This window comes from Bradyrhizobium sp. UFLA05-108, from assembly GCF_059803455.1.
Genome location: NZ_JBANAZ010000006.1, coordinates 107,203 through 122,038, shown reverse-complemented (window position 1 = coordinate 122,038; position 14,836 = coordinate 107,203). Strand labels below are relative to the sequence as shown.

Below are 14,836 nucleotides of genomic sequence, written 5' to 3'. Positions count from 1 at the left end.
CGCACCCTCTCACCGTCGTCATTCCGGGATGCGCAGACGGACGCAGGCCCGGAATGCTGAGGAGAGAGAACCGCACCGCTCACGCTGCGGGAATCGTGGGGGTGATGAACTGGTCACCTGCCCCATTCACCGTGTCGTACGCGAAAAGATCTCTAAAACCTTGCCAGCCAGGGCGTTGCCGAGATCCGCATTGTTTTGCGCGCAGAAATGGATTCCATCCAGCCCCCCTGTTGAGATCACGCTTCCTGCGTCGAAGAAGTCGACCTTCATGAAGTTGGCGAGAGATCTGTACTGTGTGGCAAGCTCGATCGTCTTCTCGCGCCCGCCCTCAAACATTCCCTGGAGCCAGGGATCGGCTACGGGCGCGAGTGGAGGCGGCGCCACAACGAGCACCCGCGGGGCTCCATAAACCGTGCCTACGCCACCAGTCGACGTGAGCACCTGGCCGACCAGCTTCGACATGCCGACCGCAATGTCATATGACGAGCGATGATAGTAACTCTTCGCATCGTTCGTTCCGAGCATGATGACGACGAGGTCCAACGGAAGATGACTTGCCAGAGCGGAGGGCAGATAGGCGGATCCGTTCAGGCGCGCATCAACGGGATCATCGATCGCCGTCGTTCGTGCGCTCAAACCCTCCTCCACGATTTCGTAATCGGACCCAAGCTTGGAGGCCATGATCCCCGTCCACCGCTCTGGATAGGGAAATCTCGTCGTTGGTGCTCCCTCGCGAACAGCAATCCAACCCCAGGTCAGAGAGTCGCCAAAACACAGGATTCGCCTGGCCATGAGATCCTCGCTCAGTTGAACAAAGGAACGGATGCTGGGGAAGATTGCAGCGAGCACTATGGACGCCGGGTCATCGCCTACCTCCGGCACCCTTCGCTCTCGCCGCTATAGCTCCAGTTAGGCTGATGAACGGCTCTCTCAGCATGTCATACCCGGATGCGTGTGTCAGCACGCAGGCCCGGACTGACGAAGAGAGGGCTGAATGAATTTCTAGAACCAGCGCTCGCCGACGTACACGGTGTCGCCGGGACCGACGGGGGTGCCGAGCGGCACCACGGCGCGCATCGCGCCGCCGGCATCGCTGCGGGTCACCGTGACCACGTCGCGCTTGGCGCGAGGCGAGAAGCCGCCGGCGATCGCCACCGCGCTCTCGACGGTCATGTTCGGCACGTAAGGATATTGGCCGGGCGCGGCGACTTCGCCCAGAATGAAGAAGGGACGATAGGCTTCGATCTCGACCGCCACGGACGGTTCCCGGATATAGCCGTTGCGCAAGCGCGCGGCGATTTCGGAGGCGAGCCCCGCCGTGGTGCGACCGCGCGCCGGCACTCCGCCGATCAGCGGCATGGTGATCGCACCGCCGGCGTCGATCGCGTAGGTGTTGGTGAGACCTTCCTGGCCGTAGACCACGACGCGCAGCTTGTCGCCGGCATCGAGATGATAGGACGCGTCATAGCGCACCGGCGCGGCATAGCCGACCGCTACGGGCGCGGGAGCTGCGGCAAAGGAATTGCGGAGCGCGCTGATGGCGCCGCCACCGGAATTGTCGACCGCAACCGGCTGCGGTCCGGCGGGCTGGCCATAGGCCATGTAGTCGAGATCGCTGCGCGGCTGCGCCACCGCGACTGGACCGACGGTTTGCATGCAGCCGCCAAGGGCAAGCGCGGCGGACGCTGCCAACATCGACAATCGAAACGCGCGCGCAACCCGCACTGGAGCCATCCCTCGAACCGAGATGGCTCCAGTCTTGCACCTGTTATGGTTAATAAAACGTTGAGGGGCGTAGGGCGCGACAATGCGGACAACGGGCACCGTGCGCTCCCTCTCCCGCTTGCGGGAGAGGGGTGGGGAGAGGATGCCTCCGCAATGAACGCTCTTTGAGTGGAGAGAGCCCTCACCCGCATTGCATCTCACGATGCAATGCGACCTCTCCCGCAAGCGGGAGAGGTGCAGCGAGTTCGCGGCTTACGCGCTGACGCCGACGCCGATCGGGCAGGAGACGCCGGTGCCACCTAAGCCGCAATAGCCGGCCGGATTCTTGGCGAGATATTGCTGGTGGTAGTCCTCGGCGAAATAGAACTCGCCGGCGGGGGCGATCTCGGTGGTGATGGCGCTGAGCCCCTTGGCTGCGAGCGCCTTCTGATAGAGTGCCCTGGAGTCGTCAGCCGCCTTCTTCTGCGCACTGTTATAGGTGTAGATCGCGCTTCGATATTGCGTGCCGACGTCATTGCCCTGACGCATGCCTTGCGTCGGGTTGTGGTTCTCCCAGAACACCTTCAACAGCCGCTCGTAGGAGATCTTCTTCGGATCGTACACGACAAGCACAACCTCGGTGTGGCCGGTGCGGCCCGAGCAGACCTCTTCATAGGTGGGATTGGGCGTATGGCCGCCGGCATAGCCGACCGCAGTGATGTAGATGCCCTCGCCGAGCTCCCAGAATTTGCGCTCGGCACCCCAGAAGCAGCCGAGCCCGAACACGGCCTGCTCGAGACCCGCGGGGTAAGGCGGCTTGAGCTTCTGACCGTTGACGAAATGGGTGGTAGCGGTCGGTAAAGGCTCCGCACGGCCCGGCAGCGCCTCGGCTGCGCTGGGGAGTGCAGTGGTCTTGCGCATGAACAGCATGGGTCGGATCTCCGAAACGAGCTGTCCGTCGCCCAAGCAGAGGTGCTTGAGGCGGCGTGCTCGTGATGCCAGGTGAATATAGGCATTTACGCCTGAAGAGGCAGCCCTGTTACGCCGGCGCCATTGCAGGAGCGGTCAGTCCCGCGAATAGCCGATCAGGGGTTTCCGCGGCCGGAACAGGATCATCAGGAGGATCCCGAGAATGCCGAGCACGGCAAAAACCGGCTGATCCAGCACCAGGCGGATCACCGAGGTCCATAGCCAGGGGGCCTTGGCCTCGACCCAGGTCCGGAACGCCTGCTGGCTGGATTGATGGATATCGTTCCAGAACTGGCCGAACCGGGTGAACCGGAGGGTCTGGTCCGCCACCCAGCGGGCGCCGTCATAGACCATGAAGATGAAGCCGCCAGCCAGCAGCAACAGGCCGATCAGTCGGAAAAAGCCGCGGATCATGCATCACCTTAAATGGGCCCGTCCGGCCGGGACGAGGCGAAACGCCGCCAGCCAATACCGGGGCGAGAACGGAAATTCAACCTCGTCAGTACGTTACGGCAGTTCCCGCCCTGACAAAGGCGGCTTTCCGGCCTCCCGAAGCCGTTGACGGTGCCGCAGGCCCCCTCTATAAGGGCGCCAACTGGCGGTGGGCGCAATCCCGCCGCCGCTGTTCTTTGAGCCATGCGAGACAGCCGTACAAGGCAATAGCCGCAAGGCTGGCGCGCGGGTTCTAAAGAACAGCCTTAGCAACCGAACACCCTAAAACCGAGCGTCGATTTCGCGGTTCAAGCAGCCGGCGCTAATCCGAGCAAGAAGCGACCGGTCACCGCAGAGGATTTTTGAGACAATGGCCAACACCACTTCCGCCAAGAAAGCGACGCGCAAGATTGCCCGTCGTACCGCCGTCAACAAGTCGCGTCGGACGCAGATGCGCGGCGCAGTCCGCACCGTCGAAGAGGCGATCAAGTCCGGCGATCGCGCCGCTGCGCTGAAGGCGTTGGCGAATGCCGAGCCCGCCCTGATGCGCGCCGCGCAGCGCAACATCATTCACAAGAACAACGCGAGCCGCAAAGTGTCGCGGCTGACGCATCAGATCGCCAAGCTCGGCAAGTGATCTGACCGAACATCGCGTAAGCAGACGAAGGCCCAGCATGCGCCGGGCTTTTTCTTTTTGTCGTGTACCCGACAGAGATCAGAGCGCCTCAGCCGAAGCCTCTGAAGCAGAGCTCCGCGATCCGAGCCGTTTGATCCGAGCTCTGCGATGGGGGCTCGCTGACAGATAAGAACTCTTGATCGCAGCTCCTGAAAAAATTCTTCGCCGCGCTATTTTACCTCCCGTAGTCTTACTGCTGGCGATTCTGTCACACTGGAAACTTTCATCGCAATTGCGAAAAGCCTGTGTGGCGCAGCAGGACGAATTCCTGCCTCGCCATTATTTGCACACAGTAGTTCCCAGGCGAGCTGTGCAACGGCGGGGTTACCCTGCAAAACGAGACTCGAAAAACGATGTCTCGATAATCACTTATCCACATAGTGACGGGAAGCATTTGGAAAATTGGCTCACACGGCACTCGCGTGACGCTTTTGTAAATTTTTTTTGCGCGCCGTCGGAGAATTGTCACATGACGCGCATTGCCTTCGATTCTGCACGGCGATTCAAAAACTTGGTTCTCGGCCCTGTGAACAACTCTGCGCACGCGTTAACGCAGATCAGGATTTAAGCTCCTCAACTGTGAATCAATTCCGTTGCGAGTCTCTGCGCATCGTGTATTTCTTAAAGCCGTCCGCAGCGCCCACGATCTTGAGACCAGCGCGGTTTTAGAAACGGGGTGAGCGTGCAAATCGGCGGCGGTGTGCACGTGGGCGACGCTTTACCAAGCGATTGTCGGTTTCAAACCCATAGCAATATGGGAACGATAGTGCTTTGTCCAAATGTCTCCAAGCGGGGCATTCGTGTCTCGTTCGCGTTTAGACGCAACGGAGAGACAGCGACGAACCACCCGACAAGCGCGAAGGCGGCGCCATCCGGACGAGCTAGGAAAGACGGGCGGACCTCGCGTTGGGAATGTGGAGTTCCTACGCGAAGTTCATAGGCGACACGCAGGACCTTGCCGTGAGCAATCACGGCAGGACGGGGAGGCACCATGTCGAACGAACGCAACGCGGTATTGAATCACATCTCTTCTTCCAACGATGCCGTTTCGAGTTCGTCCTCCGACCAGCCTCCGGCGTGCCCTTGCGCGCTGAGTACGCGCTGACCTCGCGAACCCTCCATTCTTGACATCATTGGTCTGTTCAACGGCATTCGCGCCGAACGGCTGACCTGTGCCTTCAAGATGGCCTCGCTTGAGGTCGTGCCGTGGCAGGAAACCTGCAACGGCACTCGCAACGCAACCTTATCTCCAAAGAAAAGTTTTCAAACAATGACATCGGAACAGGATCGCTGGTCACGCGTGAAGGGGCGGCTACGCTCGAGTGTTGGCGAGGACGTCTACACCAGCTGGTTTGCACGCATGGATCTCGAAGGGGTCCAGGAGGAGAGCGTGCGGCTGTCAGTGCCTACGCGCTTCCTGAAGAGCTGGATCCAGGCGCATTATGCCGAGCGCGTGCTCTCCTGCTGGCAGGCCGAGATGCCGGAAGTGCATCGTATCGACCTCACCGTGCGCACCGCTGTGCGCCCGACCGTCGCGCTCAAGGAAGCGCCGGCGCCGATTGAGGCCAAGCGCATGGATGGCCGCCCCTCGGCCGAGCTGCGCGCGACTGCGACCGCGCCGGTCTCCGCCAACCATGACGCGCTCGGCGGCTCGCCGCTCGACCCGCGCCTGACCTTTGCAAGCTTCGTCGTCGGCCGCGCCAACACGCTGGCGCATGCGGCGGCACGCCAGGTCGCGGAGGGACGCCGCGGCGATCCCGTGATGTTCAATCCGCTCTACATCCATGCCGGCGTTGGCCTCGGCAAGACGCATCTCTTGCAGGCGGTGACCTGGGCCGGCAATTCCGGCAGCGAGCGCAAGGTGCTCTATCTCACCGCGGAAAAATTCATGTACGGCTTCGTCGCCGCGCTGAAGACGCAAACGGCACTCGCCTTCAAGGAGGCGCTGCGCGGCATCGACGTCCTGGTCATCGACGACCTCCAGTTCCTCCAGGGCAAGTCGACGCAGGCCGAGTTCTGCCACACGCTGAATGCGCTGATCGATGCCGGCCGCCAGGTCGTGATCGCGGCCGACCGCCCGCCGTCCGATCTCGAGAGCCTTGACGATCGCGTCCGCTCGCGGCTGGCCGGCGGCCTCGTCGTGGAGATGGGATCGCTCGGAGAAGATTTGCGGCTTGGCATTCTCAAGTCGCGCGTTGCAGCGGCCCGCGCCCATCACGCCAGCTTCGACGTGCCTGAGGAGGTGCTGAACTATCTGGCGCGCACCATCACCCATAACGGCAGGGATCTCGAAGGTTCGATCAATCGGCTGCTTGCTCACTCGAAACTGAACAACCAGCCGGTGACGCTGGAAATGGCCGAGCGCGAGGTGCGCGACCTGATCCGGCCGCAGGAGCCCAAGCGCATCAAGATCGAGGACATCCAGCGCGTGGTGGCACGACAATATAATGTCAGCCGCTCCGATCTCTTGTCCTCGCGCCGCACCGCCAACGTGGTCCGGCCGCGGCAGGTCGCGATGTACCTCGCCAAGACGCTGACCCTGCGCTCGCTGCCGGAGATCGGCCGCCGTTTTGGCGGGCGCGACCACACCACGGTGCTGCACGCGGTGCGCAAGATCGAGGCACTCGTCAGCAAGGACGCGGCGCTGTCCGAAGAGGTCGAGTCCTTGAAGCGCCAGCTTCAGGAATAAACCCCTAAGGCCATTCCCACCTGCGATCGTCCCGGCTTCGCCGCCGGGGCGATGGGCAAGATCGGGATGTAAATCGTGGGGAACAGCTCCCCAATCCCTTGAATCGGATGGCTTTACGCGCCACCTTGCGCGACCCTGACGGCTTTGATCATATCGGCTGGATGATCCGGCTTTGTCGGGTTTCTTCCGTGCCGCGGCGCCGCTTTCGGCCGCCCGGCTTTTCCAACGATGTGTTCTCTTGGGGATCGGGCGGGTAGTGCAATGAAGGTTACGGTCGAACGCGCGCAACTCCTGAAATCGCTGGGCCACGTCCACCGCGTGGTCGAGCGACGCAACACGATCCCGATCCTCGGCAACGTGCTGGTGCGCGCAGAGGGCGCGAAATTGTCGCTGAAGGCGACCGACCTCGATCTCGAGGTGACGGAGACGCTCGCCGCGGAAACCGCGACCGCCGGTTCCACGACCGTGCCAGCGCATATGTTCTACGACATCGTGCGCAAGCTGCCAGACGGCTCGCAGATCGTGCTGGAAGGCGACGGCGACCGCTCAGTGCTGGCGATCCGCGCCGGCCGCTCGCGTTTCACGCTGCAGACGCTGCCGGAGAATGATTTTCCCGATCTCGCGGCTGGCGACATGTCGCATTCCTTCAATCTCGCCGCCAAGGACGTGAAGCGGCTGATCGACCGCACCCAGTTCGCGATCTCGACCGAGGAGACGCGCTACTATCTCAACGGCATCTATCTGCATGCCGCGGGCTCTGCCAAAGCGGCGACCCTGCGCGGCGTCGCCACCGACGGCCATCGCCTCGCCCAGATCGACCTGGTGCAGCCCAACGGCGCCGCCGGCATGCCCGGCGTGATCGTGCCGCGCAAGACCGTCGGCGAGGTGCAGCGCCTGATCGAGGATAGCGAAGCCGAAGTGACGATCGAGCTGTCGCAGGCCAAGATCCGCTTCACCATCGGCAATGTGGTGCTGACCTCCAAGCTGATCGACGGCACCTTCCCCGACTACGGCCGCGTCATCCCACAGAATAACGACAAAGAACTGGTCGTGGACAAGAAGGATTTTGAGGCCGCGGTCGACCGTGTCTCCACCATCTCCAGCGAGCGCGGCCGCGCGGTGAAGCTGTCGCTGTCCGCTGGCAAGCTCGTGCTGTCGGTGACCAATCCGGATTCCGGCAGCGCCACCGAAGAGCTCGAGGTCGAATACGCCTCTGATGCACTCGATATCGGCTTCAACTCGCGTTATCTGCTCGACATCGCCGCCCAGATCGAGGGCGAGGTCGCAACCCTCAAGCTCGCCGACCCCGGCTCCCCGACCCTCGTCCAGGACCGCGACGACAAGAGCGCACTGTACGTGCTGATGCCGATGCGGGTGTGAGGCCTGCTCCTCTCGCCATGGCCGGGCTTGACCCGGCCATCCATCAAGTAAGATGACCTATTGGGTGTACATCCTCGCCCGTAAACCCGGTGGAACGCTGTGATGAAATTGTCCGCTGATGCGGACGATGGATTGCCGGGTCAAGCCCGGCAATGACGAGTTGATATGACCCCCTCCCGCATTCATCGCCTGACGCTGACGCAGTTTCGCAACTACCGCGCGGCGGGGCTCGAGACGGCGGCTGACATGGTGGCGCTGGTCGGGCCCAATGGTGCGGGCAAGACCAATTGCATCGAGGCGATCTCGTTTCTGTCGCCGGGCCGCGGCCTGCGGCGGGCGACGCTGGAGGACGTTGCCGACAATCAGGGCGATGGCTCCTGGGCCGTGTCGGCGCAGGTCGAGGGCGCGCTGGGCCTTGCCACGCTCGGCACCGGTATCGATGCGCCGCGCGCCGACAGCGCAGTGAGCCGACGTTGCCGCGTCGACCGCGAGCCGGTCAACTCGGCGAGCGCCTTCGGCGACCACATCCGCATGGTATGGCTGACGCCGGCAATGGACGGCCTGTTCATGGGCGCAGCCTCCGAGCGACGGCGCTTCTTCGACCGCCTGGTGCTCGCCATCGACAGCGAGCATTCAGGGCGCATCTCCGCGCTCGAGCGTTCGCTGCGCTCACGCAACCGGCTGCTCGAAGTGCGCAACTATGACGACCACTGGTGCGACGCCATCGAGCGCGAGACCGCCGAGCTTGCGGTCGCGGTCGCAGCGACGCGCGGCCAGACCGCTGCAAAACTCACCGAGATGCTCAACACGCGCGCGCAATCTTCCGCCTTCCCGTCGGCGCAGATCGCGCTCGACGGCTGGATGGAGAACGCGCTGCTCAGCGAGACCGCCACCGCCGTCGAGGACCGCTACCGCCAGATCCTGCGCGACAACCGCCCGCGCGATGCGATCGCCGGCCGCACCACCGATGGGCCGCACATCACCGACCTCCAGGTGATCTACGCGCCAAAAAGCATGCCGGCGCGCGATGCCTCGACCGGCGAGCAGAAGGCGCTGCTGATCGGACTCGTGCTGGCGCATGCAACGCTGGTTGCCGAGATGACCGGCATCGTGCCGCTCTTGCTGCTCGACGAGGTCGTCGCGCATCTCGACCCCAACCGCCGCGCCGCCTTGTTTGCCGAGCTGCAAAAGCTCGGCGCGCAGGTGTGGTTGACCGGCGCCGACCCTGCCGCCTTTGCCGAGATCGGCGCCAGCGGCGAAGTGTTCGACGTCGAAAACGGGCGCATTTCGGCACGCCGATAGGGCGTCACTGTTGAACCTGACGGGCTCCCCTGGCGACTAGTCTCTTGAGGCCGCGCCGGCCGTGTCGCAGTCGTTGCTATCGCGCGAGGCCCCGAGCGGCGCGCGACATCCTTGGAGAGTAAGCATGACGACGACGTTCAAGCGCGGGACGAGAGTTCCGGCACGATGGCGGCTGGTCGCGTGCGGTCTCTTCCTTATCGCAAGCTGCCCGCTTCCGGCACAGGCCGAGGGCTGGGTCTCGCACCTGTCGCGGCTGTACGTGGCGCGGCTGTGGCCGGGGCCGCTCAAGCTCGATCCCGATGTCGATATGCCTGTGCCGACCCGCATCAGCCACAGAGAGTTCACCTCCAACTATGCCAACGGCGTCAAGTCCCCGATCCGGCGCACGCTCAAAGCCAGCATACCCGCCGAGTTCGGCGACGTGCTCGCGTTCTACCGCACCGAGCTGGCAAAGCGCGGCTGGCAGGAAGTGGCAGATGGCGCTGCGGTTGCGGCCGAGCAGGCGGAGCTCTCGTTCGCATCTTCGGAGGGGCCGGCCACCCTGAAGCTTGGCCGTGCGAAGGACGAGACCACAGTCGACCTGGTGCAGCGGAATCCGGAGGCCGCGGCCAAGGCCAGGTTCCTGCCGATGCCCGGACAAGCGCGCCTGATATTCGGCTATCTTGTACCGGACGTGGCTTTGCTCGCGATCAACGATCAAACCATCAAGATCGCAGGCGGCGTGAACCACCCACAAACGCTGGATCTGCCACCCGGCACCTATTCCTACGAGCTGCTCGTGTCGGGCCACCCAGTCGGCACCAATACCATCACTGTGGCCTCAGGCGAGGCTTGGTCCCTCGGGGAAGATAACGGCGATAAGCCCTCCCGGATTTACTGAACCCCAAAGCCTTCCCCGGGGCGCCCACGGCGCCTCGGAACCGGCGCCGTCACACCGGGGAAATGCGGTCATTCTCGACGCGAGAAAGCACCCCCGAATCGGGCTTTTTGCAACGCCCAGAATCCGTCTTCGAACGTCTTGAAAACTGCCTGAAAATCCCTATCTGATCAAAGGGTTGCGGGAGGATACTTTGCGCTAGGCGCAATCCTCCTTTCATGGCACAAATAGCTCTCAAATCAGCGCCTTTTGCGCCGCTGATTCGGGCGACACCCTCGAAGGCCTCTCATGACAGAACCTGCTCGGCAGCCGCGTGCCGAAAACGAGCCCTCCAACGCGAGCGATTACGGCGCGGAATCGATCCGCGTGCTCAAGGGTCTCGATGCCGTACGCAAGCGTCCAGGCATGTATATCGGCGACACTGACGACGGCTCGGGCCTGCATCACATGGTCTACGAGGTCGTCGACAACGCGATCGACGAAGCGCTCGCGGGCCACGCCACGCGCGTCGACGTCGTGCTCAATGCGGACAATTCCGTCACCGTGCGCGACGACGGGCGCGGCATTCCTGTCGACATCCACAAGGGCGAAGGCATCTCGGCGGCCGAGGTCATCATGACCCAGCTCCACGCCGGTGGAAAGTTCGACCAGAACTCCTACAAGGTCTCCGGTGGTCTGCACGGCGTCGGCGTGTCCGTCGTCAACGCGCTGTCGAGCAAACTCGGCCTGCGCATCTGGCGCGACGACAAGGAACACTACATCGAGTTCGCCCATGGCGATGCCGTCGCACCGCTGAAAGTCGTCGGCGACGCGCCGGGCAAGCGCGGCACCGAGGTGACGTTCCTCGCCTCGACCGAAACCTTCAAGAACGTCGAATATGATTTCGCAACGCTCGAGCATCGCCTGCGCGAGCTCGCCTTCCTCAATTCCGGCGTCAACATCATCCTCTCCGACATGCGTCATGCGGTCGAGAAGCGCGAGGAGATGCATTATTCCGGCGGCGTCGAGGAGTTCGTCAAATATCTCGACCGCAACAAGAAGGCACTCGTGCCCTCTCCGATCATGGTGCGCTCGGAGGCCAACGGCATCGGTGTCGAGGCCGCCTTGTGGTGGAACGACAGCTACCACGAGAACGTGCTGTGCTTCACCAACAACATCCCGCAGCGTGACGGCGGCACCCATCTCGCCGGTTTCCGCGGCGCGCTGACGCGCCAGGTCAACGGCTACGCCGAGGCCAACGCCAAAAAGGAAAAGATCGCCCTCACCGGCGATGACTGCCGCGAAGGTTTGACGGCCGTGCTGTCGGTGAAGGTGCCCGACCCGAAATTTTCGTCGCAGACCAAGGACAAGCTGGTGTCCTCGGAAGTGCGTCCCGTGGTCGAGAACGTGCTCAACGAGGCGCTTGCGGCGTGGTTCGAGGAACACCCCAGCGAAGCCAAGATGATCGTCGGCAAGGTGATCCAGGCCGCGGCCGCCCGCGAGGCCGCGCGCAAGGCGCGCGAGCTGACGCGCAAGAGCCCGCTCTCGGTCTCCTCGCTGCCCGGCAAGCTTGCCGACTGCCAGGAGAAGGATCCGGCGAAGTCCGAGCTGTTCATCGTCGAGGGTGACTCGGCAGGCGGCAGCGCCAAGCAGGGCCGCAACCGCGAGTTTCAGGCGGTGCTGCCGTTGCGCGGCAAGATCCTCAACGTGGAACGCGTGCGCCCCGACAAGATGCTGTCGTCCGAGCAGATCGGCACGCTGATCACCGCGCTCGGCACCGGCATCAGCGACGATTTCTCGGTCGAGAAGCTGCGCTATCACAAGATCATCGTCATGACGGACGCCGACGTCGACGGCGCCCACATCCGCACGCTGCTGCTGACCTTCTTCTACCGGCAGATGCGCGACATCATCGACGGCGGCTATCTCTACATCGCCCAGCCCCCGCTCTATAAGGTCAGCCGCGGCAAGTCCGAGCAGTATCTGAAGGACGAGCGCGCGCTGGAGGACTATCTGATCGACGCCGGGCTCGATGATTGCGTGTTCAGCTCCGGAAACGGTGGCGATCGCACTGGCCGCGACTTGCGCGCGCTGGTCGACGACGCCCGCGTCGTCCGCAGCATCCTGCGTAACTTGCACAGCCGCTATAACCGCAAGGTCGTCGAGCAGGCCGCGATCACCGGCGTGCTGAACAAGGCGATCTACGGCGATCCCGAGAAGGCTGCCGCGGCCGCGCAATACATCGCCGGGCGCCTCGACAGCCAGGCCGAGGAGGTCGAACGCGGCTGGATCGGCCACTACGTGGAGGGCCAAGGCTTCCAGTTCGAGCGCACGGTGCGCGGCGTCAAGGAAGCCGCCATCATCGACGATGCCTTCCTCGGCTCGGCCGAAGCCCGCAAGCTCGACGAGTACACGCTGAAGCTCCAGGATGTCTACGGCCGCTCCGGCAAGCTTCGGCGCAAGGACACCGAGCAACTGGTCCACGGCCCCGTCGATCTGTTCGAGGCCGTCACTGAAGCTGGCCGCAAGGGCATCACGCTCCAGCGCTACAAAGGTCTGGGCGAGATGAACCCGGAGCAGCTCTGGGAAACCACGCTCGACACCGAGGTGCGTTCGCTGCTCCAGGTGAAGGTCAAGGAGGTCGACGAGGCCGACGATATCTTCACCAAGCTGATGGGCGACGTGGTCGAGCCGCGCCGCGACTTCATCCAGGAACATTCCCTCAGCGCCACGATCGATATCTAGCGGCCCTTCCGGCTGCCGGAGCTTCTTGAGGTAGAGGACGCATGCACCTCGACCCCTTACAACGGCTCGATGCCGACCTGCTGCTGACGCTTGACGCGCTGCTGAGCGAATCGAACGTCACCCGCGCCGCGCAGCGCCTCGGCGTGCGACAGTCCGCCATGTCCGCGCGGCTCGCGCGCTTGCGCGAGATCTTCGACGACCGGTTGTTCGTGGCTTCGCCAGACGGACGCGGCGTGCTTGCCACGCCTCGCGCGCTGGCGCTTCAGCCCGCGCTGACCAGAGTGATCGAGCTCATGGAGGGCATGCTTGGCCCAGCGGCGGATTTCGATCCGGCGACGGCGCGCCGGACCTTCACGCTCGCGCTTCACGAGATCCCCGCGATGATGCTCGCGCCCGATCTCGTTCCGCGGATTGCGACGGCGGCGCCGTCAGCCAGGCTCGTGCTCGTCGCGCCGCCGGAGCCGCAAACCCTCGCCGATCGGCTCGAGGGCGGCGAAGTGGACATCTGCATCGGCAACCGAGCGACGGCGCAGAGCGCCTGGCAGGCGCGCACGCTTTTCGAGGACCGTTTCCTGACCGCGCAGCGAAAGGGCCATCCACGCGGTTGCGCTCCACTCGACCTCGAGGCCTTCTGCGACGCCGAACATCTGCTGGTCTCGGCCGACGGGGGCGGATTCTTCGGTCACGTCGATGCCGCTCTGGCGACACTCGGCCGCGAGCGGCGCGTGGCATTGTCGATCCAAAACTACGCACTGGCGCCTACGATCGTCGGCGCCAGCGATTATCTGTGCACGTTGCCGAGCCGCTTCCTAAGTCGGTTCGAGAATACGCTCGACTTCTTCGAGCCACCACTAGAACTCGGCGCTGCGGAGCTGGCGGCCTATTGGCACCCCCGGTTTCAAGACGACCCGGCGCATCGCTGGCTGCGCGAGCAGCTCTTCGCTGCAGCGAGCTCTACCGGGCGTCGCTAGATCATGATCCGGAAAAGTGTGCAGCGGTTTGCCGAAGAGGCCATGCCCAATCAACAAACCAAAGCGCGATGACAATTCTTCCTAGATTCATCGCGCTTCGGATTTAGTCCACCTGCCGGTTGCCGTACTCGATGGGGACCCATTGATAGCCCTTGTCCGCCCGGCGGACATGGCCGATGCCGGGGAACGGCAGGTGCGGAGCCGCAATGAGCTCGCGCTCGCTGGCAAATTGAGCGAAAGCCTGCTCGCGCGTCGCTTCGGCAGCCTTCGGATTGACGTCGTAGACGATGGTAATGCTCGGGTCAGGAAACTGCACCGAGGCGACGTGGATGATGTCCCCGATGAAGGTCATCCGCTCGCCCTGGCTAACCAGGGTGTAAAACGCGCTGCCTGGCGTATGACCGGGGTGGAGCGTTGCCGTGATCCCTGGGACGACTTCCGTGGTGCTCGAGAAAGCAGCGACCTTGCCGGCATCCACATAGGGCTTTAGCGTCTTGATCGCTTCGTCGAAGTATTTGCGGTCATAGCCCGACTCAACGGAGTTTGCCGGGTTGAGGAAAAAGTCGATATCGGGCTTCCCGAGATGGACCGTCGCGCTCGGGAATACGATTCTCCCGCCTTCCACGAGGCCGCCGCTGTGGTCCGTATGGACGTGTGTGATCAGGATGTCGGTGATCTGTTCCGGCCGGTAGCCTGCCGCCGCCAGACTGGCGCGAAGCTTGCCGCCATTCCCCGGACCAAAGAGCTCGCCGGAGCCGGTGTCGACGAGCACGAGACGATCCGGCAACGCGATCAGGAAAGCGTTGATCGAAGCCTCGATCGGATTGTGCAGGAAGCTCGCATCAAGAAGCTTGTCCGTCTTTGCACGAGTCGTGCTGGTCAGCAGGGCATGCAGATCCTGCGGCACCGTGCCGTCGGACAGGACAGTAACGGTGACCGCTCCGACGTGGACACGATAGAAATCGGCACCCTGCGCGGCGACATGTGGCGTTGGGCCCGTCACCTGGGCAAACGTCGGTGAGGTTCCGTAGAGGGATAGAAGGGTAACGGCGATAGCCAGATGAAACTTGCGCATGGATGTCTCCCGAGGTTGTTCGAGCGACGATCTAGGT

12 protein-coding genes are annotated in these 14,836 nt (G+C 63.4%); 7 read left to right on the top strand and 5 right to left on the bottom strand.

Annotated elements, in window-relative coordinates:
- Nucleotides 1-126: 126 nt before the first annotated feature.
- The 4 genes from SO140_RS06520 to SO140_RS06505 all read right to left on the bottom strand — a co-directional run bounded on the left by SO140_RS06520 (nt 127) and on the right by SO140_RS06505 (nt 3,087).
- Nucleotides 127-792, bottom strand: a complete 666-nt coding sequence (locus tag SO140_RS06520) for an SGNH/GDSL hydrolase family protein (RefSeq protein WP_449377660.1) — start codon at nt 790-792, stop codon at nt 127-129.
- A 210-nt stretch (nt 793-1,002) separates the two neighbouring features.
- Nucleotides 1,003-1,695 (bottom strand): polysaccharide biosynthesis/export family protein, encoded by a 693-nt coding sequence (locus SO140_RS06515; RefSeq protein ID WP_449377661.1) that lies wholly within the window; start codon nt 1,693-1,695, stop codon nt 1,003-1,005.
- 282 nt (nt 1,696-1,977) lie between these two features.
- Nucleotides 1,978-2,634, bottom strand: coding sequence for a peptide-methionine (S)-S-oxide reductase MsrA (gene msrA, locus SO140_RS06510; protein ID WP_449377662.1), 657 nt, complete (start codon nt 2,632-2,634; stop codon nt 1,978-1,980).
- A 135-nt stretch (nt 2,635-2,769) separates the two neighbouring features.
- Entirely contained in the window at nt 2,770-3,087 is a 318-nt protein-coding gene (locus tag SO140_RS06505) for a hypothetical protein (RefSeq protein ID WP_027527813.1), read from the bottom strand.
- Nucleotides 3,088-3,475: 388 nt separating this feature from the next.
- Here SO140_RS06505 and rpsT point away from each other — a divergent pair, with 388 nt between their 5' ends.
- The 7 genes from rpsT to SO140_RS06470 all read left to right on the top strand — a co-directional run bounded on the left by rpsT (nt 3,476) and on the right by SO140_RS06470 (nt 13,724).
- Nucleotides 3,476-3,742: a 30S ribosomal protein S20 gene (rpsT, locus tag SO140_RS06500; protein ID WP_027527812.1), complete on the top strand. Its 267-nt coding sequence runs from the start codon at nt 3,476-3,478 to the stop codon at nt 3,740-3,742.
- Nucleotides 3,743-5,051: 1,309 nt separating this feature from the next.
- The gene (gene dnaA, locus SO140_RS06495) at nt 5,052-6,470 is read left to right on the top strand and encodes a chromosomal replication initiator protein DnaA (RefSeq protein ID WP_449377663.1); all 1,419 of its coding nucleotides are present in this window, start codon (nt 5,052-5,054) and stop codon (nt 6,468-6,470) included.
- 261 nt (nt 6,471-6,731) lie between these two features.
- Entirely contained in the window at nt 6,732-7,850 is a 1,119-nt protein-coding gene (dnaN, locus tag SO140_RS06490) for a DNA polymerase III subunit beta (RefSeq protein ID WP_449377664.1), read from the top strand.
- A 165-nt stretch (nt 7,851-8,015) separates the two neighbouring features.
- Nucleotides 8,016-9,152: a DNA replication/repair protein RecF gene (recF, locus tag SO140_RS06485; RefSeq protein WP_449377665.1), complete on the top strand. Its 1,137-nt coding sequence runs from the start codon at nt 8,016-8,018 to the stop codon at nt 9,150-9,152.
- Nucleotides 9,153-9,276: 124 nt separating this feature from the next.
- Nucleotides 9,277-10,032, top strand: coding sequence for a hypothetical protein (locus tag SO140_RS06480; protein WP_498542386.1), 756 nt, complete (start codon nt 9,277-9,279; stop codon nt 10,030-10,032).
- A gap of 285 nt (nt 10,033-10,317) precedes the next feature.
- Entirely contained in the window at nt 10,318-12,753 is a 2,436-nt protein-coding gene (gyrB, locus tag SO140_RS06475) for a DNA topoisomerase (ATP-hydrolyzing) subunit B (RefSeq protein WP_449377667.1), read from the top strand.
- Between the two features lie 41 nt (nt 12,754-12,794).
- A complete protein-coding gene (locus SO140_RS06470) occupies nt 12,795-13,724 on the top strand; it encodes a LysR family transcriptional regulator (RefSeq protein WP_449377668.1) in 930 nt (309 codons plus the stop codon).
- 103 nt (nt 13,725-13,827) lie between these two features.
- Here the strand turns inward: SO140_RS06470 and SO140_RS06465 are convergent, their stop codons facing one another.
- Nucleotides 13,828-14,799: an MBL fold metallo-hydrolase gene (locus SO140_RS06465; RefSeq protein ID WP_449377669.1), complete on the bottom strand. Its 972-nt coding sequence runs from the start codon at nt 14,797-14,799 to the stop codon at nt 13,828-13,830.
- Between the last annotated feature and the right edge of the window lie 37 nt (nt 14,800-14,836).

What these genes read in the sequence shown, in the direction of transcription:
- SO140_RS06520 (WP_449377660.1), bottom strand. Translation starts at nt 792, where the DNA reads ATGGCCAGGCGAATCCTGTGTTTTGGCGACTCTCTGACCTGGGGTTGG.
- SO140_RS06515 (WP_449377661.1), bottom strand. Translation starts at nt 1,695, where the DNA reads ATGTTGGCAGCGTCCGCCGCGCTTGCCCTTGGCGGCTGCATGCAAACC.
- msrA (WP_449377662.1), bottom strand. Translation starts at nt 2,634, where the DNA reads ATGCTGTTCATGCGCAAGACCACTGCACTCCCCAGCGCAGCCGAGGCG.
- SO140_RS06505 (WP_027527813.1), bottom strand. Translation starts at nt 3,087, where the DNA reads ATGATCCGCGGCTTTTTCCGACTGATCGGCCTGTTGCTGCTGGCTGGC.
- rpsT (WP_027527812.1), top strand. Translation starts at nt 3,476, where the DNA reads ATGGCCAACACCACTTCCGCCAAGAAAGCGACGCGCAAGATTGCCCGT.
- dnaA (WP_449377663.1), top strand. Translation starts at nt 5,052, where the DNA reads ATGACATCGGAACAGGATCGCTGGTCACGCGTGAAGGGGCGGCTACGC.
- dnaN (WP_449377664.1), top strand. Translation starts at nt 6,732, where the DNA reads ATGAAGGTTACGGTCGAACGCGCGCAACTCCTGAAATCGCTGGGCCAC.
- recF (WP_449377665.1), top strand. Translation starts at nt 8,016, where the DNA reads ATGACCCCCTCCCGCATTCATCGCCTGACGCTGACGCAGTTTCGCAAC.
- SO140_RS06480 (WP_498542386.1), top strand. Translation starts at nt 9,277, where the DNA reads ATGACGACGACGTTCAAGCGCGGGACGAGAGTTCCGGCACGATGGCGG.
- gyrB (WP_449377667.1), top strand. Translation starts at nt 10,318, where the DNA reads ATGACAGAACCTGCTCGGCAGCCGCGTGCCGAAAACGAGCCCTCCAAC.
- SO140_RS06470 (WP_449377668.1), top strand. Translation starts at nt 12,795, where the DNA reads ATGCACCTCGACCCCTTACAACGGCTCGATGCCGACCTGCTGCTGACG.
- SO140_RS06465 (WP_449377669.1), bottom strand. Translation starts at nt 14,799, where the DNA reads ATGCGCAAGTTTCATCTGGCTATCGCCGTTACCCTTCTATCCCTCTAC.